This window comes from Arthrobacter sp. 35W, assembly GCF_000482545.1.
Taxonomy (GTDB): Bacteria; Actinomycetota; Actinomycetes; order Actinomycetales; family Micrococcaceae; genus Specibacter.
In genome coordinates this window covers 1262980-1281192 of sequence record NZ_KI519455.1, presented here as the reverse complement: position 1 = coordinate 1281192, position 18213 = coordinate 1262980, and the positions used below count along the sequence as shown (strand labels likewise).

Sequence of the window (18213 nt, the reverse complement as noted above, 5' to 3'; positions counted from 1 at the left end):
ATGGGGTTCCGCCGCCGGCCGCGTCCTTGGGTGGGGGCCTAGTGCGTGTCCACGGCCTCAACCTCGGACTTGTCACCGCTCCACTGCGTGTGGAACGTGCCCTCGGCATCGACACGGTTGTACGTGTGGGCGCCGAAAAGGTCGCGCAGACCCTGCGTCAGGGCCGCGGGCAGACGCGTGCGGCGCAGGCCGTCGTAGTACGCCAGCGAGGAGGAGAACACCGGAACCGGGATGCCCAGCTGCACGGCGGTGGAGACCACCCGGCGCCAGGCCGGCAGTGCACCGGCGATGGCCTCGGCGAAGGCCGGGGCGAACAACAGGTTCGCGGGCTTGTCCTCGGCCGCGTAGGCCTTGGTGATCTCCTTCAGCAGCTCCGCACGGATGATGCAGCCGCCGCGCCACAGGCCCGCGATCTCATCCAGCTTCAGGTCCCAGCCGTACTCCGTGGCGGAGGCGGTGAGCATGTCCAGGCCCTGGGCGTAGCTGACCAGCTTGGAGGCGAACAACGCCTGGCGGACGTCCTCCACGAAGGTCCCATCCAGCGTCAGCTCGACCTCGTGGCCGGCCAGGACGTCCTGGGCGATGGCACGCTGGCCGCGCTGGCTGGACAGGCCCCGGGCAAAGACGGACTCGGCGATCGCGGAGGTGGGCGAGCCCAGGTCCAGGGCGGACTGCACGGTCCAGCGGCCGGTGCCCTTCTGGCCGGCGGAGTCCACAATCACATCAACCAGCGGCCTGCCGGTCTTGGCGTCCACGTGGCCCAGGACCTCGGCGGTGATTTCAATCAGGAAGGAGGCCAGCTCGCCCCGGTTCCACTCGGTGAAGATCTCCGCCTGGGCGGCGGGTTCGATGCCGGCGCCGGAGCGCAGCAGGTCGTAGGCCTCGCCAATGACCTGCATGTCGGCGTACTCGATGCCGTTGTGGACCATCTTGACGAAGTGGCCGGCGCCGTCGGTGCCGATCCAGGCACAGCAGGGCCTGCCGTCGACCTGGGCGGCGATCTTTTCCAGCAGCGGACCCAGCGCGTCGTAGGACTCCTTGGACCCGCCGGGCATGATGGAGGGGCCCAGCAGGGCGCCCTCCTCGCCGCCGGAGACGCCGATGCCCACGAAGTGCAGGTCCTTCGCGGCCAGGGCGGCCTCGCGGCGGCGGGTGTCCTCGTAGTGCGAGTTGCCGGCGTCGATGACGATGTCGCCCGGCTCCAGCAGGGGCTCCAGCTGCTCGATGACGGAGTCCACGGGGGCCCCGGCCTTGACCATGATCAGCACACGGCGGGGCTTCTCCAGCGAGTCAACGAGTTCCTGCAGCGTCTCGGTGCGCACGAAGCTGCCCTCGTGGCCGTAGTTCTCCAACAGGGAATCGGTCTTCGCGGCCGAACGGTTGTGCAGGGCAACGGTGAAGCCGTTGCGGGCCAGGTTGCGGGCCAGGTTTGCACCCATTACGGCCAGACCGGTTACGCCGATTTGCGCAGACATCAAAACTCCAAAGTGTTGTAGGTAGAGCAATGGTTTCCACGGTCTGGCGCCTTGGCGCCGACCGCACTAGTTGGACAGTGACACGAGGCCGTGGTGGCGTTCCCGGTCCGTGCTGCCGGTGACTGTCACACGGCTGTCCCGGTGCACCCTGAAAGCACCAAGGCTGCCCACTGTTTCACCGAAGACCTCGTCCGGATCCAACCGGCGCAGTTCCTCGACCAGGCAGTCCTGCAGGGTGCGCCGGAGCAGGGAGATCCGGTGTGCGGGCTGGCCCGGCTGGGTCAGTACGGCTTCGGCGTGGCCGGGCCGGAACAACCGGATGTCCCCGGAGGCCCGGGTCAGCCGGACGCCCCGGATCCCGCTTCCTGCGGGGTGCCCGACAATGGTGACGGGGGCGCCGAGGGCGCGCTGCAGCCAGGCGGCCAGCAGCATCGTGCTGGGCGAGTCCGTGGCACCCTCGACGGTGATGTGCGTGACGGGTTCATCATCGAGCTGGTCGAACACGGCCGCGAGTTGGATGCGCCAGTTCGTCAGGCGCGTCCAGGCCAGGTCCGTGTCGCCTGCCTTGTAGGTGCGGCGGATGTTCTCCAAGGCCCGCTCCGGGCTGGTCTCGTTGGCGGAGTCCGTGATGCGGCGGTGCGCGATGCGTCCGATGGAACTGGCACTGGCCGATTCCGGCATGCCCTGCGGCCACCAGGCCACGATCGGGGCATCGGGCAGCAGCAGCGCCGAAATGACCGATTCGCTGTCCGTGGCCAGCTCCCCGTAGCCGCGGAGCACAATGACCTCCGAGGCGCCCGCGTCGCCGCCGACCCGGATCTGCCCGTCCAGTCGGGTCGGCTCCGCGGCGCTGCCGGCGGCAAGGACGATGATCCGGCAGGGGTGTTCACGGCTGGCGAGGTTGGCTGCCGCAATGGCCTCCTCCTCGTGCCCGTCCCGGGTGATGACCACCAGGGTCATCACCCGGCCCAGGGCGACCACGCCGCCCTGCTCGCGCAGGGTGACGATCTTCTTGGTGACCTTTGAGGTTGTGGTGTTCGGCAGATCAATGATCACGGTCTTCTCCAGGTCCTTCCATCGCGGGTCAACAGTTCATCGGCGGCGGCCGGCCCCCAGGAGCCGGGCGCGTACGATTCCGGCTGCGTGCCCTCCGCGGCCCAGAACTCCTCGAACGGGTCCAGGATCTTCCAGGACAGCTCCACCTCCTGGTGGCGCGGGAACAGCGGCGGCTCGCCCAGCAGCACATCCAGGATCAGCCGCTCGTACGCCTCCGGGGAGGACTCGGTGAACGCGTGGCCGTAGCCGAAGTCCATCGTGACGTCCCGGACCTCCATCTGCGTGCCCGGCACCTTGGAGCCGAAGCGGATGGTCACCCCCTCGTCCGGCTGGACCCGGATGACGACGGCGTTCTGGCCGAAGTCGTCCTCGGTGTGGTCGGTGAACAGCAGGTTGGGGGCGCGCTTGAACACGACGGCGATCTCCGTCACGCGCCGGCCCAGGCGCTTGCCGGCGCGCAGGTAGAACGGCACACCGGACCAGCGCCGGGTGTTGATGTCCAGGCGGATGGCCGCGTAGGTCTCCGTGGTGGAATCGGCCGGAATGCCCTCCTCCTCCAGGTACCCCAGGACCTGCTCGCCGCCCTGCCAGCCGCCGCCGAACTGGCCGCGGGCCGAATGCGTGGACAGGTCCGCGGGAAGTTTGACGGCGGCCAGGACCTTTTCCTTCTCCGCGCGCAGGTCCTCGGCGTTGAAGGAGATCGGCTCCTCCATCGCCGTCAGGGCCAGCAGCTGGAGCAGGTGGTTCTGGATGACGTCGCGGGCCGCGCCCACGCCGTCGTAGTAGCCGGCCCGGCCACCGGTGCCGATGTCCTCGGCCATGGTGATCTGCACGTGGTCCACATAGTTGGCGTTCCACAACGGCTCGAAGAACTGGTTGGCGAAGCGCAGCGCCAGAATGTTCTGCACCGTCTCCTTGCCCAGGTAGTGGTCGATCCTAAAGACGGCATCGGGCGGGAAGACGGATTCGACGATGTCATTCAGCTGCCGCGCCGATTCCAGGTTGTGCCCGAAGGGCTTTTCGATGACGACCCGGCGCCAGCTGGTGCCGTCGCCGGCGGCCAGGCCGTGCTCGGAGAGCTGGCGGCAGACCAGTTCGAACGCCTTCGGCGGGATGGACAGGTAGAACGCATGGTTGCCGCGCGTGCCGCGCTGCTCATCCAACGCCTCGATCGTGGCCTTGAGCCGCTCGAAGGCGGCGTCGTCGTCGAACTCGCCCTGGACGAAGCGGATGCCCTCGGCCAGCTGGTCCCAGACCTTCTCGTCAAAGGGCGTGCGGCAGTGCGCCATCACGGCGTCCTTGACCTCGGCGGCGAAGTCCTCATCCGCCCACCGGCGGCGGGCGAAGCCGACCAGCGCGAAGCTGGGCGGCAGCAGGCCGCGGTTGGCCAGGTCGTAGACAGCTGGCATGAGCTTTTTGCGGGCGAGGTCGCCGGTGACGCCGAAGAGCACCAACGACGAGGGGCCCGCCACCCGGGACAGCCGGCGGTCGCGGCCGTCCCGCAGCGGATTGCGCCCGGACTTCAAACCCGCATCAACGTACGTTACAGACATTCTGGCCTTCTACTGTGAGACCGGTGACAGTGCGGCAGTGCGGGCGCCGGCCGACGGCCACGAGAGTTTCTGCTCCCAGGTCTCCCCGAAGGGAACCGAGTCGCTGAGCGCGAGCGTGTACCGGGCATGACTATGCCGGGTGACCAGGATGCCGGCGGACTGCTGGCACATCGCTGCCTGGCGGAGCACTGCCTCTGCATCGTCGAGCAACTCGTAGAGTCGGCCAGGCTTGGTAACAACAACTTCCAAATACTCGGGGGCTTGACTATGCATGATGAACAGCTTCCTTCCCAGGATTTTGGGTCCCATCGGTGGGATGTGGTGTGTCGTGGATTGATGTCAGCGTGACGGGATCGTCATGAGCCGTCAGACGGCGGCAGCCTGTGCCTTTGATTCATGGCGCAGACCGTCCGCCGAACCTGCACTGCCCGCGGTGGTGTTTCTCCGCGGGCAGTACAAACAAGCAAGTTCTGCGGTTGGTGGCTCCTGGACGTACGGAGCCGTCAACCCCGGGGTGGTGCCCGCTGCCCTTGGTCAAGGGTGCGGGCGCCACCGTCAATCGGGGACTAGACGATGGCGCCGCGGAGCAGCTTGGCTGCCAGGGCCGGGTCCTCTGCACCGTAGATGGCGCCGCCGGCGACAGCTACATCGGCACCGGCGTGCTGGACGGCGGCAATGGTCTTGATGCTCACGCCACCGGCGACGGAGAACGGAACGCGGGCCTCTGCACCGGCACGGAGCAGCCCGGTCAGGTCGAAGCCGGGCTTGGCCTGCTCGTCCAGACCGGCGTGCATCTCGACGAACTTCGCACCCAGGGCGCGGACTTCCTTGGCACGGGTGACCTTGTCTTCCACACCGATGAGGTCGACGACGACGCCCTTGTTGTGGGCCTTGGCTGCCTTGACGGCACCGGCAATGGTGGAATCGTCGGCGGCACCGAGCACGGTGACCAGGTCGGCGCCGGCCTTGAAGGCGATGTCGGCTTCGAGCTCTCCGGCATCCATGGTCTTCAGGTCAGCAAAGACAATCTTGTCGGGGTGGGCGGCCTTGATGGCGGTAATGACTGACAGCCCTTCGCTCTTGATCAAGGGGGTGCCGAGTTCGATGATGTCGACGTATTCGGCAACCTGGCCGGCCAGTTCGAGGGCGGCTTCGGTGGTGAGCAGGTCGATAGCAACTTGGAGCTTCATGATGATTCTTCTTTCTATAGGGAACTGCAGTGGGTTGGAAAATGCGGGTATGGAAAGGTGTGGCCCCGGTTATTCGAGGTTGGCGTGCCGGAGCCAGAGCTCCTCGGCCGCTACATCGGTGTTGTCCCACAAAGACTGGAAGATGGCCTCGGTGGCCAGGAACAGCACCTGCTCAAAGAGGGACCCGGAGTACTGGCGGGACACATTGGAGCCGTGGTCGGTCTTCTGTGCGGCGGGGATGATCACCAGTGCGTCGGCGAGCCGGGCCAGCGGCGAGTCAGCGTTGGTGGTGAACGCGGCAATGCGTGCACCGGCCTTCACAGCTGTTTCCGCCGACTTCACCACTCCGGAGGTCGTTCCCGATCCGGAGGCCACCAGCAGCAGGTCCCCGGAGCTGATGGCCGGAGTGGTGGTGTCACCGGCGATGTGGACGGTCAGGCCCAGGTGCATCAGCCGCATAGCGGCCATGCGCAGGACCAGACCGCTGCGGCCCGCTCCGGCGACGAACACCCGGCTGTTCGGGCCCAGGAGGCCTGCCAGTGTGGCGATCTCGTGCTCGTCGATCTTGGCAGCCGTGTCCGCGATCTCATCCCTGACGAGGGACAGGTTGCGGACAATGTCATCTGTGGTGCTGTAGACCCGTTCGGTCGTATTTGCTGTCGGATTCACGATTTGTCCCTTTCGATTCGGTGCTCAGTCTGTAGAGGCTGAGCGAGGCTTGCTGGCTGGTATCAATAATCCAGAGACAAACGGGCAGGGGTAACACTGTTTTCTGACGGTTCTGACTACCCTTTGGGATAGGTGGCGGTTCCCACCCCGGTGCGGCCGCCAGAATGGGCACCGTGCCAGTCGGCAGCCGGCAGGCTGCGGCGGGGAGGTGCCCGTCCATGATTTACAGCGCGGAGCGCGGGGGCCCAGAGCACTTAAAGCCGTAGCAATGAAGGATTTATGTGCATAGACTCAGATGAACAAGCTAAGTCCTGTAAATACTGCCCGGACTGGTGAGTATCAACCCGACCCGTAGCCCATTTCGGAGCGCAGACTCTTGGCCTCGCCAACCTTGTTCCACTTGCAGATATATCGGACCCTGCCGGAAATCGAGAGGGCCGATGCGATTGTCGACAGAATTTCCAAGGCCATCGCACTCGGGCTGCTCAAAGTAGGTGAACGCCTGCCCCCGGAAGCGGCACTCTCCGAGATGTTTGGCGTTGGTGGTGCGACCCTTCGCGAGGCGTTGGCGGCACTGCGCGGGCAGGGCGTCGTCGAGACCCGCAGAGGCCGCAGCGGAGGAACCTTCGTCGTCAGCCAGCCTCGAACCCAAACCGATGTCATCCGGGATTGGTTTCTCTCGACATCCATTTCGGAAATACGCGACATCGGCGACGAACATTCCGCCATAGCCGCCACAACCATCCGCCTGGCATGTGAGCGCGCGGAAGCGCACGACTTCGATCGGCTTCAGGAACTTGCGCGGGCATTGGTGCTGGCCGCGACACCCGAGGCGCGTGCACCTGCCGACAGCCGCTTTCATGTCGAGTTGGCGATTTCCGCGCAATCACCGAGGCTTGCCGCTGCCGAAATCCGGCTTCAGGAAGAAACTGTTCAACAGCTGTGGACCCCCCTCACTGTGCCCTTTGACCCCGAACAGGCAACAGCTGAACACTTGGAATTGGTCCGGGCCGTGGCCCAGGACCAGCCAGAGAAAGCCCAGAAACTAGTCCTTGAGCACATCAGGCGAAACATTTTCCACCTGATTGACACGAAACTCACCCTTGGGTATGCCCAATCAATTCAGGATGTCCAATGAAACCCAGCACCGAAGTCGTACACGCTGCCACTGGCCTCACCTCGTGGATCAACGGCGTCTGCACGGAGACCGAGAACCTCTCCCGAAACGTGGCCTCGTTGCTTGAACGAAATCTCGCCGGCAAGTCCAAAGTCGGCAAGTCTTCGCTGACCGGGCTGGACGAACTTGCACGGGAGTTCCTGACCCAGAACGCTTTTGCTGTGGGCTCCGGGACCTTCTTCGCCACTGAATCCGTTGAGGAGGGCGGCCACGCTTTGGAATGGTGGTCCCGCAAGGAATCTGGCGTCATGAAAAGGCTTCATCTCGACCTGACGCCGGGCAGCAATCGATATTACGACTACGAGAAGCTGCCGTTCTTTTCCACCGCCGCTGCCACAGGTGAGCAGACACTGTGGGGTCCGTACATCGACTATCTCGGCTTCGAGGAATACATCCTCACCTTCGCGGCACCTTTTTCTGTGCATGGACACTTCACCGGGGTGTCGGGGTGCGACATCCGGATCAAAGATCTGGAACCGCTCATCATGCCAAACCTGCGCAGCATCCCAGGCGATGCCGCCCTCATCAACGCCAGCAACCGTGTCATTCTCGGCAATTCCGGGATGTACCTGGTCGGTGAACGGGTGAAATCCGGATCCGCAAACCAGCATCGCATGGCTCTGGATGTCCCCCATCTGGGGCTCTCGCTGATCTACACCGCCTAGCCTCTGGTTTCCTGGGACTGCCAGGAAACCATGCGGACGTCCCTCCCCGATGATCCAGTGCTATGGGCTGGATCATCGGTTCTTCGGCGTGGTCGCCGCCGCACCGCGGGAGCTTCTGAATATTCGCTCTTACGGTCACCACCTGTGGTGCGGGCGAGCACCGTTGCTCGCCAGCCCGATTGGCGTGGGTGAGCACCACCGCTGGGATGGGTGTGCACCAACTCACTATGCCCCTTCCACCTTGTGACGGCCACATGGTGGAAGGAGTGCCGGTCATGGTACGGAAGCTCAAAGCGAAGCTGGTGTTGAAGCTGCGTAGTCAGGGCTTGTCTTGAAGAGCGATCGAGTCCGCCCAGGGGGTATCCCGGCATAGCATCCGCGCGGTACTCGATGCTGCGGAGCTGCCCGGTCTCGGCTGGGACGAGATGGCGGAAATGTCGGAGGCCCAGCTACATGCGGCGTTGTTTCCCGGCCGCGGCGTCCGCGAGTCCATGTTCGCACAGCCGGCATGGCCTCGGCAGCACACCGACGTTGAAGCTCCTCCATCAGGCGTATGTCGACGCGTCTTCGATGGCGCAGGCGACGATGAGTTATGACCGGTTCTGCCGCCTTTAAGGCGAGCACGCCGCTGTTTCAGGGGCGACCTCGCGTGTCAGCCACAACGCCGGCCGCAGCATCGAGGTCGACTGGTCCGGATCCACGATGCAGCTTTTGGTTCCGAGCGCGGGTGAGATGTCAAAGTGTATTTGTTTGTCGCGTGCCTGCCGGCCAGCCGGTATGCGCTCGTAGAAGTGAGCCCGGCTATCCGGCACGAGTCGCGGTTGCGCGCCCACACAACAATGTTCGCTTTCTTGGGCGGAAGCGTCGCGCCTGGTGCCGGACAATTCGAAGACCGGGGTGATCTCCCACCTGCGCGAGGGCGAGGGCGTATTGAACGATGCTTGCCGGGAGATCGTAGGTGTTGCGTCTCGGTGGACATCGCCTTCTCTGTGGTTCGGTGCGCATCGGCTCGCGGCCGCATCTCCAGGGCCGGTGGGGCGCGCCATAATCGGCCAGCTCTTGCTTACGTATATGGTTCTAGGGGACTTGACGCGGCGATCTGTTGTGGCCGTTCCACGCCGCGGAATTCCGAGGACGTTGCGACGTCGAACGAAACTGGAGACTGAATCGTCATGATCTTTTTCAAAGCAAGGGTTCTGCTCTGGCCTCTCCTGCTGATCACCGTCTTGGTTGTCGCGGGAACCGGCGCCTCTTTCGCATTCGGTGGACTCAACGCTCTCGCTCTCAGTTCGCTGTTCACCAGCAGCTCGAACGAACGCGATTCGCAGGTGGTTCAGTCGGTCACGCACGTGCAAGAGGTCGCCTTGCTGAGCCTTCACATCGAGGGTGTTGCGAGGCACGAAAGCAATGGCGAGATTCTCGGCGTGGCCATACCCGCGAGCGAGAAAACGACGCTGATCCAGTACAAGTTCGACGCAAAATTAGGCATCGATGGATCACAGGTGAAGATCGAACCCACCGGCCCAGAGTCGTTTCGGGTGACCATCCCTCAATTTATTGGCATCGGCTTTGACGATCCCGTGTTCGAGGACCCCCTCGAGAGCAACAACGCGCTTAGCTGGCTGGCACCGCCAGCCGTTCAAACTCGCATGATCAACAACATTCTCAGCGACGAGAACAAGCAGAAGTACATCACCCAAAACGCAGCAGCGCTGAAAGAGCAGGCCAAGGTGTTCTACTCCGGAATCATCGCAAGCGTCGATCCCGAAATCACCATCGGCTTTGAGTTCGCAGGGTAGATGCCCGCAGCGCCCCGTCCTCACCGCATGAACCCGAAGGCGACGATGGCTGCTATATCCGCAGCGGTGACTACTACGCCGGAGAACCCTGTGAGCCGGCTGGATGGGGAACCCACCGCCTTCGCCACCGCGTAATCCGTGACCGGGAGCGCCAGTGGTGCTGGGCCACACGACCACTGGTGCTCTCCCGCACGATCGAGTGGTGCTCAAAGCGTTAAATACTCACTTCAGCCGCGGTGCAGGGGTGTGTTCGCACGGGGCCGGCGAGGGGCAGCTGTGGCAGCCCTCCCGACAAAGGTTCAACGGCGTAAAGAGAATCTGATTCTCGGAAAAAACTATTGGACTACAGCTATTTGGTTGTAATCTCGGAGATGACGTGACCCGCTTCACAGCAGGCATCGCCTGAACGGTCCGAAGTCTCGCACAAGCTGGCAGACCGGATGAAGAAGCTTTTCCCCGTCTTCGACGCAGCTGCGTCGAAGACGGCGTGAACCCGCCCCCGGTGTTCTTCCTCAACGACCCAATGGCGCATTCGTCGGCTAAATAGGCCAAATCAGACGATCAAGGGAGATTGTTATGAGTGAAAATCGTTCAGTTGGAGTCGATCATCTGGAAAGGTCGATCGACTGGAAGCAGGGTCTGGCCATTGCGCTGGGTGTGCCCCTGCTGATTCTGCCCTCGTTGGGCTACCTTCCGATGTACTTGTCGGCTGCCGCCATTCTTATCTGGGGGCTGTCGGTCATTCAGGGCTTCATACAGAGCACCGCATATGCTGAGATGGCCACCACGTTCCCCAAGGCCTCTGGTCTGCCGGGTTTCGCGCAGCATGTATTTCGCACCGAGAATTACCAGGGCAAGTACGACAAGAGCAAGCTGCTCGGCGGCTTCAGTGCCTGGAGCTACTGGTTCGCTTGGACTCCGGTGCTGGCGATCTTTTCCATCCTGATCGGCGGCTACCTGCACGGGCTGTTTCCGGTGCTGGGCGAGACGTTCACGGCGTATCAGCTCTCGTTGATCTCAGGCCTGTTGATTTTCGGCGGATTGTTCGTCGTCAATTGGTTCGGCCTCAAGGACGGCGCCAAGCTGGGTTACATTCTGGCCGCTTTTTCCCTGATACCACTGGTCATCCTGACTGTGGCCCCCTTTGCCACTGGGCACGTTGAGATGTCCAACATCATCGGCAATTGGCTGCCGACCGACTGGGCCTGGGATCTGCACCATATCCTGATTCTCTTTGGCATCTTTGGGATTGCACAGTGGAGCGCCTGCGCCTGGGAAACAGCGGCCATCTACGGCCCTGAATACAAAAACCCGGCCAAAGATGTCTCCAAGGCGTTGTTTGCCTGCGGCATCATCTGCTTCTTCTCGTTTGTACTGGTGCAAGCTGCAGTGATCGGCGTGCTGGGTGTCGACGGCGTACTGGCTGAACCTGTGTCGCCCCTGATCCCTGTCGCCCATGCTGTCTTTGGCGAAGCCGGCTCCATGGTGACCATCATCATGTTGATCGCCGCCATGGTACTGATCATCCAAACCGCCTATCTGGGATCTTCCCGCGCCATGCACTCGATGGCGACGGAAGGCAACCTTCCCAAGTCCCTCGGCAAACTGAACCGCCACGGAACGCCGTTCGTTGCCATGCTGGTCATCGGAGGCTTCAACCTGGTCCTGATTTCGATGGGAAACCCCGCAGCGATTGTCGCGGCATCGGCGATTGGCTACACCTGCGCCAACGGCATCAGCCTGTTCGCCTATGTCAAAGCCAGAAAACACCCTGACTTTGCTGCTCTGGACAGGCCCTTCAAGGCACCCAAGGGCTGGAAGAACGTTGCCATGGCCTTTGGTCTTTTCAATCTTCCGCTGTGCCTGGTGGGGGTTGTCTACCTGAACAGCCTGGAGGTTGGCTGGACCTCCACGTGGGTTGGGTTCCTCGTGCTGGCACTCTACGTACCCATCTGGCTGCATTCCCAGAATGAGTCAAGGCGCTCCAGAAAGGCAGGTACTCCTGGCCCCTCGGACCACGATGCCGCAGATCTGACAGCCAGTAGTGAAGGACGTGCCGCGCACTAGGTAGGGAACATTCGCGGCCATCCCGTTGCGGATCATTTCAAGGATGGGAGGCAGGACCGGTCACGGAACCGGGTCCTGCCTCCCATCTTTGCATCTGGTGAATGTGCAGGCCCGGCCCTTCTGCCGAACGCGCTCTTCCCTGCCCCTGGGCCAGAGAACGCCGATGTCCGGTGGCGCCGTCCACGGCCGCACGTGGGCCCCTCCGAGATACCAAGGGACCGTCGGAGACGCAACTTAAGGACGTCGCAGGAATTTTTGTAAAAAAGTCTGGACTATATGAATTAACTGGCGTAGCTTTGCTTTTGGGATGAACCCCGTGACTCACATCACACACCCGAAGAGTTCAGTGCAGAGCTTGGTTGGCCCCTAGAAATAGAGGACGCCGGGTCTGCGATCTTCTTCTTACAGACGCTGTAGCCAGCGCTCTGACTCATCCTCAATGCAGTCTCAAATACACCCAAGATGAACCATTCCCAACGGTATTCACAGGAGAGACCATGGAAACCACCCTCGTAGGAACACTGAGCAAGGCCGGATCCATCCACAAGGTTGAAGGCGGCTACATCGGCCTGCCGTCGATGAACGAGCCCGGCACGATCGCGGCCATCGGCGACTCCCTGCACAACCCCGAAGGATCGGTCATGTGCGCCGGATTCTTCGAACTGAAGGCCTCCGAGCCGCTGGTGTACACGTACACCTACGACGAGATGAAGGTTGTCGTGCAGGGTGAATTCATCCTCACCGACCAGACCACGGGAGAAGTGACGCACGCCAAGGAACGCGACGTGCTGTTCTTCCCCAAGGGCACCACGGTCAAGTTTGAGACCCGTGACTACGCCCTGGGCTTCTTCGCCGGCGACCGCACCTTCGCCCCGTAAGACCCACCATGCGTACCGCGTCCATGCCGCCGGCAACAGGCACCGGCTTGGAACCGGGTTTCCGCGGTGTCATCTGTGCCTCCTTTGGGGCAACAGGTGGCACCGCGGAGCACGACACCGGCAGCCAGCCCAGGCACGACCTCCGTTTCCACTCGGCAACACCACAGACTCTCTCGGGCCTGAGAAATGCGCTTGGGGCCTCCCAGGTCGGTGTCCGTCTTGTACTCGCCGGACCGCCGGCGGACGTCCGCGCAGCTGCAGCCGTTGCCGCGGATTGCGGGCTGCTGGATGAGGAGGTAACCCTCCTCTCCGACGATGCCGGACCCCGCGTTATCTACTGCCCGCATTGCCATGCCACCACCATTGACCGGCTGGCCGGCTCCGAGGTGGAGTGCCAGGGATGTTCCACCGTCCTGGCCACCACCGAGCACTTCTCCCGCCGGAAGGGTGCATATCTGGGTTACGCAGCTCATGCCGAGGAGGCATCATGACAATGACGGCGCTCAAGACCAGTGTCCACCCGGCGGTGGAAGGCGGTCTCCTGCTGGAGGTGGCAAACGTCAGCCTTCAGACGGATTCGATTGTCAGCATTACGTTCGCCGATCCGTCGGGGGACAGGCTTCCCTCCTATGTTCCGGGGAGCCACCTTGTGGTCCAGTACGGCAGCGGAGTCAATGCCTATTCGCTCACCGGTTCAGGCAACGCCCCGTTCGAGTACTCCATCTCGGTCCTCCGTGTCGAAGACGGCGCCGGCGGATCCGTGGCCATGCACCAACTCGCAGCCGGTGACCTTGTCTACGTTTCACGTCCCCGCAGCGCCTTTGCCCCGGTGTCAACAGCGACGCATCATCTGCTGGTTGCGGCGGGTATCGGCATCACGCCAGTGCTTTCGCACGCCAGGGCGGCGGCCGAACGGGGAACAGCATCATCCCTGATCTACGTACACCGGCCAGGGGCCGGGGCGCACGTGGCTGAAGCGACTGAACTGCTGGGACTGGGGCTGTCCGCCCTGATCGAATGTACCGATCGGGACAGTTTCCAGACGATTCTGGCCGACCAGCTCGCGGCCCAGCCCCTCGGCACCCACCTCTACGTCTGCGGGCCGAATGCCTTCATGGATTCTGTCCTGGACCAGGCCCGGGAGCTTGGCTGGCCTTCGTCCCGGCTGCATTCGGAAGCCTTCGGCGCTGCCTTGCTGGACGAAGGCGAACCCTTCACGGTGAACCTGGTCCGCAGCGGCATCAAGCTGGAAGTTCCGGCCGGCGTTTCGCTGCTGGACACCCTTGAAAATGCGGGCAAGGTCATCCCCAATATGTGCCGTAAAGGCATCTGCGGCGAATGTTCCCTGTCCGTCCTTCGGGGCACACCTCGGCACCGGGATCTCTACCTGTCCGACGAGGAAAAGGCTGAGAACACCACAATGATGTGCTGTGTTTCGCGCAGCGAAGACCCAGAATTGGAGTTGGACCTTTGAGCATCACCATCGACAAAGACCCTGGCAGCGCCGTCCTCCCCGAACGGATCAGGCGCTTTCCCTTTCCTTTTGCCAATGACATCTACCGTTACAGCGCCAACGTCGAACCGGCCCACAAGACAGTGCCGACAGAAGCCGGCGCCTGGGGTGCAGGGCTGATCGACATCGACGAAAACTACCTTCAGGAACTGGCCGAACGCGACGGGATTCTGGCCCGCGACCCCTCGCGCATGCAGGTCCTGCCCCACATGGGGCCTGCCGTGTGGGACGCGATCACAGCCCTGCTTCCCGTCATGGCCGAGGAAAACCCAAGCATCATGTCCTTCGACCGCGAAGGAAACACCTGCCGTTGGCGGAACACCCTGCAGGACCTCGACGTGGAATTCACCGTCGGTGACGACGATTCGCTGCCCATGGGCCCGCTCCGCTTTCTGGGCAGCCAGATCCAGGACGACATCGTGCTCCTTGACATCCGCGAGGATACAATGTGGCTCGACGCAGGACTGGTCACCTTTGCTGCGGACTGGTCCTTCGGTTTCGACGTCGGCATGAACTTCCTTGAAATCCATGGTCCGGTTCCGCGGGTGAAGGAAGAAAGGATCGTCTCCCGGGCGCATCAGTTCCTCATGCGGCTGCAGCCGGGGGAGCAATACCGCAGAACCAACTGGACCATGACCGTCGGCCAGCGCCTGGACACGTCCACCGAAACCTACCCCGAATGGGGCCCGGACCGCGCCACCATCGCCGACGACCCTGACCTGCCCGACAAGCTCCACCTCCGGGTGGAGGTTCAGCACCTGATCCGCCTCCCGCACACCGGAGTCCTGCTGTTCCTGGTTCGGAGCTATCTCCTGCCCCTCGCCGACATTGCCCGGGTCCCCGTCTGGCGTGAAACGTTTGGGCACGTCTTGGCCGAGCTTCCCGAAGACATGGCCGAGTACAAAGGCATCATCCGCTACCGCAAAGCGGCATCCGACTGGCTGCTCGCCACATAGCACCCCCATCCAACCACACCACCGCAACATCAATGTCACATAAGTTATCTAAGAAAAATGTCTGGACTAGATGATTTATCTGACGTAGCTTACTTACAGAAGGAATGTACGTGGCGCGCGTCACACCAGCAGAGTTCGAAGTGGAGCCCAGCCGGCCCCTTGGAACGTAGGGATGCAGGGGTGGCAGACGTTCCCTCCGAGTCCCAGCAAGGGGTTTGGAGGGAACGTCGGCGCAATCTTATTCGCAACCAGGAATGAACAGTTCTGTCAAAGGTGAACAGCACTGGGAATCCAACCGGGCTGTACGGGCCACCACCCGTCACGGCCCTCGTCCTGAAAAAGAACTAAGGAGTAAACCATGACGATCAATACTGAAACCCACACCGTGGTAGGGACAGCACACCCCCTGGATCCACTCTCCCGCGCCGAGATCTCCCGGGCGGCCGCGATCCTTAAGGACGGCCCGGCCGCGGCGGAGTCCTTCCGCTTCATCAGCGTGGAGCTGCGCGAGCCCGAGAAGGAGTTGCTGCGCACCGGTGCCGCGACGGCGCGTGAAGCAGACGCCGTGCTGGTCAACCGTGCCGAGGGACGCGCCTATGAGGCCGTCGTCGATCTTGATGCGGGCCTCGTGTCGAAGTGGACGCAACTGGCCGCGAACGTCCACCCGCCCTTTATGCTGGACGAGTTTGCCGAGGGTGAAGCGACCTGCCGGCAGAACCCCGAGGTCCAGGCGGCCCTGGCCAAGCGGGGCATCACGGATATGGACCTGGTCTGTTTCGAACCGTGGTCCGTGGGCTACTTCGGTGAAGACAACGAGGGCCGGCGCCTGATGCGCGCCCTGGTCTTTGTCCGTGACGAGGCCGACGACAGCCCGTACGCGCACCCGATCGAGAACTTCATCGTCATCGTGGACCTGAACTCCGGGGAGGTCGTCAAGGTCGAGGACGACCAGGCGATCCCGGTTCCCAGCGCTAGCGGCAACTACCTGCCCAAGTACGTTGGAGAGGCCCGGACCGATCTGAAGCCGATCTCCATCACCCAGCCCGAAGGGGCGTCCTTCACGGTCACCGGCAACCACGTCCAGTGGGCCGACTGGTCCTTCCGTGTCGGCTTCACCCCCCGCGAGGGCCTGGTCCTGCACCAGCTGCGCTTCCGCAACAAGGACACCGAGCGTCCCGTGATCAACCGGGCCTCCCTGTCGGAAATGGTCGTCCCGTACGGAGACACCGCCCCGGTCCAGGCGAAGAAGAACGCCTTCGACTCCGGTGAGTACAACATCGGCAACATGGCCAACTCCCTGACCCTGGGCTGCGACTGCACCGGGGAGATCAAGTACTTCGACGGCATCACCACCGACAGCCACGGCAACCCGATGACCATCGAAAACGCGATCTGCATGCACGAGGAGGACGACAGCATCCTGTGGAAGCACTTCGACTTCCGCGAGGGCACCACCGAGACCCGCCGCAGCCGCAAGCTCGTGATCTCCTTCATCGCCACCGTCGCGAACTACGAGTACGCCTTCTACTGGCACCTGTTCCTGGACGGCAGCATCGAGTTCCTGGTCAAGGCCACCGGCATCCTCTCCACCGCCGGCCAGAAGCCCGGTGAGAAGAGCCCGTACGGGCAGACCCTGAACAACGACGGCCTCTACGCCCCGATCCACCAGCACATGTTCAACGTCCGCATGGACTTTGAAATCGACGGCCCGCGCAACGCCGTCTATGAAGTGGACATGGAAATCCCCGAGCACAATCCGACCCACACCGCCTTCATGGCCGTGGACCGGCTGCTGGAGACCGAACAGGCCGCCATCCGCAAGACCGACTCCTCCAAGCACCGCTTCTGGAAGATCGCCAACCGCGACAGCCGCAACATCGTGGATGAACCCGTCGCCTACCGGCTGATCCCCACCGATGGCATCCAGCTGGCCGCCGGCGACGAGTCCTACGTGAGCAAGCGGGCACAGTTCGCCCGCAACAACCTCTGGGTCACCGCCTACGACCGCAGCGAACGCTTCGCTGCCGGCGAGTTCCCCAACCAGGCCACCGGCGCCGATGACGGACTGCACATCTGGACCCAGAAGGACCGCAACATCGTCGATCAGGACCTCGTGGTCTGGTACACGTTCGGCATGCACCACGTCGTGCGTCTGGAGGACTGGCCCATCATGCCCCGCCAGAACATCGGCTTCATGCTCGAGCCCCACGGCTTCTTCGACCAGAACCCGACCCTGAACCTCCCGGCCAGGATCGAAGCCACCACCACCACCGACACCTGCTGCAAAACCGACTAACGACCCCTCACCACTAGCGCAATGAACTAGCGCTGGAAAAGGACTAGTCCCCCAACCCGTGGTCCCCGGTGCTGCTGTTCACAGCAGCGCCGGGGACCATTCCCACACCCACCCCAAAAACCCACCAGGGAGCGTGACAGGCGTGTTCAACATCCCCGCAATAACCTGGGCCCTCACGGCCGTGCTGCTGCTCGGCACAGGCCACCACGCCCTGGCGGCAGCACGGTCCCGCCACCTCACCGACAGAGTCAACAACAGCCTCCACGCCCTCATGAACGCCCTGATGGCCGCCATGCTGTGGAACCTCGCCGCCTCCACCACCCTGGCCCAGGTCATCCTCCTGGCCGGCGCCGCCCTGTGGTTCATCATCCAGGCCGTCGCCCGCCCCGAATTCACCATCCTGTGCGCCGGCAGCCAGGGCCGGCTCAAATGCGGCTACCACGCCCTCACCATGGCCGGCGCCGCCCTCATGGTCGCCATGATGGCCCACCTGGGCACCCCCGGGGCCGGCGCCCCGGCCGGCGGGGCGCCCATGGCCCACACCCACCACGCCATGGCAGCCGCAACCCCCACCACGGGCGGAGGTGCCGCACCCTTGGCCGGGTCCCCGGCCCTGGCCATCGCACTAACGGTCCTCTTCGGCGCCGCAGCACTGCTGTTCGCCATCCTGCTCCTGCGGCCCCGGGCACCGAAAACCACCGGGCATGCGGGAGCCCGGAAGCGCTCCGTCCGCGCAGGCCACGCACTGGAGGCCCTGGGCGCCGCGGCCATGGCCGCCATGTTCGCCACCATGGCCACCTGACCCACCGGGCCCACCCCCTGCACGGGAACCGGAAAGCCTTCCACGCAAAAACCGCGTCCGTCCCCACCCCTTTGACAGGGTGGGAACGGACGCGGTTTTCGTTGGTGCAGGAGCAGC

At 63.3% G+C, this 18213-nt stretch carries 16 protein-coding genes; 10 read left to right on the top strand and 6 right to left on the bottom strand.

Annotated features, from left to right (window positions below; translation table 11 throughout):
- Positions 1-38: 38 nt before the first annotated feature.
- The 6 genes from gndA to hxlB form a co-directional block, all read right to left on the bottom strand.
- Positions 39-1475 (bottom strand): NADP-dependent phosphogluconate dehydrogenase, encoded by a 1437-nt coding sequence (gene gndA / locus K254_RS0117910; protein ID WP_026555223.1) that lies wholly within the window; start codon positions 1473-1475, stop codon positions 39-41.
- Positions 1476-1541: 66 nt separating this feature from the next.
- The gene (locus K254_RS24010; RefSeq protein WP_051389362.1) at positions 1542-2531 is read right to left on the bottom strand and encodes a glucose-6-phosphate dehydrogenase assembly protein OpcA; all 990 of its coding nucleotides are present in this window, start codon (positions 2529-2531) and stop codon (positions 1542-1544) included.
- The gene (zwf, locus tag K254_RS0117900; RefSeq protein WP_026556516.1) at positions 2528-4084 is read right to left on the bottom strand and encodes a glucose-6-phosphate dehydrogenase; all 1557 of its coding nucleotides are present in this window, start codon (positions 4082-4084) and stop codon (positions 2528-2530) included. The genes K254_RS24010 and zwf overlap by 4 nt, the downstream gene beginning before the upstream one ends.
- A gap of 9 nt (positions 4085-4093) precedes the next feature.
- Positions 4094-4357, bottom strand: coding sequence for a hypothetical protein (locus K254_RS24005; protein ID WP_035750314.1), 264 nt, complete (start codon positions 4355-4357; stop codon positions 4094-4096).
- A 293-nt stretch (positions 4358-4650) separates the two neighbouring features.
- Positions 4651-5274: a 3-hexulose-6-phosphate synthase gene (gene hxlA, locus K254_RS0117890; protein ID WP_026555341.1), complete on the bottom strand. Its 624-nt coding sequence runs from the start codon at positions 5272-5274 to the stop codon at positions 4651-4653.
- Between the two features lie 69 nt (positions 5275-5343).
- Positions 5344-5943, bottom strand: a complete 600-nt coding sequence (hxlB, locus tag K254_RS0117885) for a 6-phospho-3-hexuloisomerase (protein ID WP_026556515.1) — start codon at positions 5941-5943, stop codon at positions 5344-5346.
- A 376-nt stretch (positions 5944-6319) separates the two neighbouring features.
- Here hxlB and K254_RS0117880 point away from each other — a divergent pair, with 376 nt between their 5' ends.
- The 10 genes from K254_RS0117880 (at position 6320) to K254_RS0117835 (ending at position 18096) form a co-directional block, all read left to right on the top strand.
- Positions 6320-7081, top strand: coding sequence for a FadR/GntR family transcriptional regulator (locus K254_RS0117880; protein WP_051389361.1), 762 nt, complete (start codon positions 6320-6322; stop codon positions 7079-7081).
- Positions 7078-7785 carry a cache domain-containing protein gene (locus tag K254_RS0117875; RefSeq protein WP_026556513.1) on the top strand — a complete coding sequence of 236 codons (708 nt, stop codon included), beginning with the start codon at positions 7078-7080 and terminating at the stop codon, positions 7783-7785. The genes K254_RS0117880 and K254_RS0117875 overlap by 4 nt, the downstream gene beginning before the upstream one ends.
- A gap of 1172 nt (positions 7786-8957) precedes the next feature.
- Positions 8958-9584: a hypothetical protein gene (locus K254_RS23995; protein ID WP_051389360.1), complete on the top strand. Its 627-nt coding sequence runs from the start codon at positions 8958-8960 to the stop codon at positions 9582-9584.
- Between the two features lie 576 nt (positions 9585-10160).
- The gene (locus K254_RS0117865) at positions 10161-11651 is read left to right on the top strand and encodes an APC family permease (RefSeq protein WP_026556512.1); all 1491 of its coding nucleotides are present in this window, start codon (positions 10161-10163) and stop codon (positions 11649-11651) included.
- Positions 11652-12148: 497 nt separating this feature from the next.
- Positions 12149-12529 (top strand): cupin domain-containing protein, encoded by a 381-nt coding sequence (locus K254_RS0117860; RefSeq protein ID WP_051389029.1) that lies wholly within the window; start codon positions 12149-12151, stop codon positions 12527-12529.
- Positions 12530-12537: 8 nt separating this feature from the next.
- A complete protein-coding gene (locus K254_RS0117855; protein ID WP_026556511.1) occupies positions 12538-13020 on the top strand; it encodes a dimethylamine monooxygenase subunit DmmA family protein in 483 nt (160 codons plus the stop codon).
- Positions 13017-14003 carry a PDR/VanB family oxidoreductase gene (locus K254_RS0117850; RefSeq protein ID WP_026556510.1) on the top strand — a complete coding sequence of 329 codons (987 nt, stop codon included), beginning with the start codon at positions 13017-13019 and terminating at the stop codon, positions 14001-14003. The genes K254_RS0117855 and K254_RS0117850 overlap by 4 nt, the downstream gene beginning before the upstream one ends.
- Positions 14000-14998, top strand: coding sequence for a heme-dependent oxidative N-demethylase family protein (locus tag K254_RS0117845; RefSeq protein ID WP_051389359.1), 999 nt, complete (start codon positions 14000-14002; stop codon positions 14996-14998). The genes K254_RS0117850 and K254_RS0117845 overlap by 4 nt, the downstream gene beginning before the upstream one ends.
- A 358-nt stretch (positions 14999-15356) precedes the next feature.
- A complete protein-coding gene (locus K254_RS0117840; RefSeq protein ID WP_026556508.1) occupies positions 15357-17294 on the top strand; it encodes a primary-amine oxidase in 1938 nt (645 codons plus the stop codon).
- A gap of 133 nt (positions 17295-17427) precedes the next feature.
- Positions 17428-18096: a DUF5134 domain-containing protein gene (locus K254_RS0117835; protein ID WP_026556507.1), complete on the top strand. Its 669-nt coding sequence runs from the start codon at positions 17428-17430 to the stop codon at positions 18094-18096.
- The last annotated feature ends 117 nt before the right edge of the window (positions 18097-18213 follow it).

Bases quoted from the DNA above. Each gene is read 5' to 3' on its own strand.
- hxlA (WP_026555341.1), bottom strand. From the start codon at position 5,274: ATGAAGCTCCAAGTTGCTATCGACCTGCTCACCACCGAAGCCGCCCTC.
- gndA (WP_026555223.1), bottom strand. From the start codon at position 1,475: ATGTCTGCGCAAATCGGCGTAACCGGTCTGGCCGTAATGGGTGCAAAC.
- K254_RS0117840 (WP_026556508.1), top strand. From the start codon at position 15,357: ATGACGATCAATACTGAAACCCACACCGTGGTAGGGACAGCACACCCC.
- K254_RS0117855 (WP_026556511.1), top strand. From the start codon at position 12,538: ATGCGTACCGCGTCCATGCCGCCGGCAACAGGCACCGGCTTGGAACCG.
- zwf (WP_026556516.1), bottom strand. From the start codon at position 4,084: ATGTCTGTAACGTACGTTGATGCGGGTTTGAAGTCCGGGCGCAATCCG.
- K254_RS0117860 (WP_051389029.1), top strand. From the start codon at position 12,149: ATGGAAACCACCCTCGTAGGAACACTGAGCAAGGCCGGATCCATCCAC.
- K254_RS0117850 (WP_026556510.1), top strand. From the start codon at position 13,017: ATGACAATGACGGCGCTCAAGACCAGTGTCCACCCGGCGGTGGAAGGC.
- K254_RS23995 (WP_051389360.1), top strand. From the start codon at position 8,958: ATGATCTTTTTCAAAGCAAGGGTTCTGCTCTGGCCTCTCCTGCTGATC.
- K254_RS0117875 (WP_026556513.1), top strand. From the start codon at position 7,078: ATGAAACCCAGCACCGAAGTCGTACACGCTGCCACTGGCCTCACCTCG.
- K254_RS24005 (WP_035750314.1), bottom strand. From the start codon at position 4,357: ATGCATAGTCAAGCCCCCGAGTATTTGGAAGTTGTTGTTACCAAGCCT.
- K254_RS0117865 (WP_026556512.1), top strand. From the start codon at position 10,161: ATGAGTGAAAATCGTTCAGTTGGAGTCGATCATCTGGAAAGGTCGATC.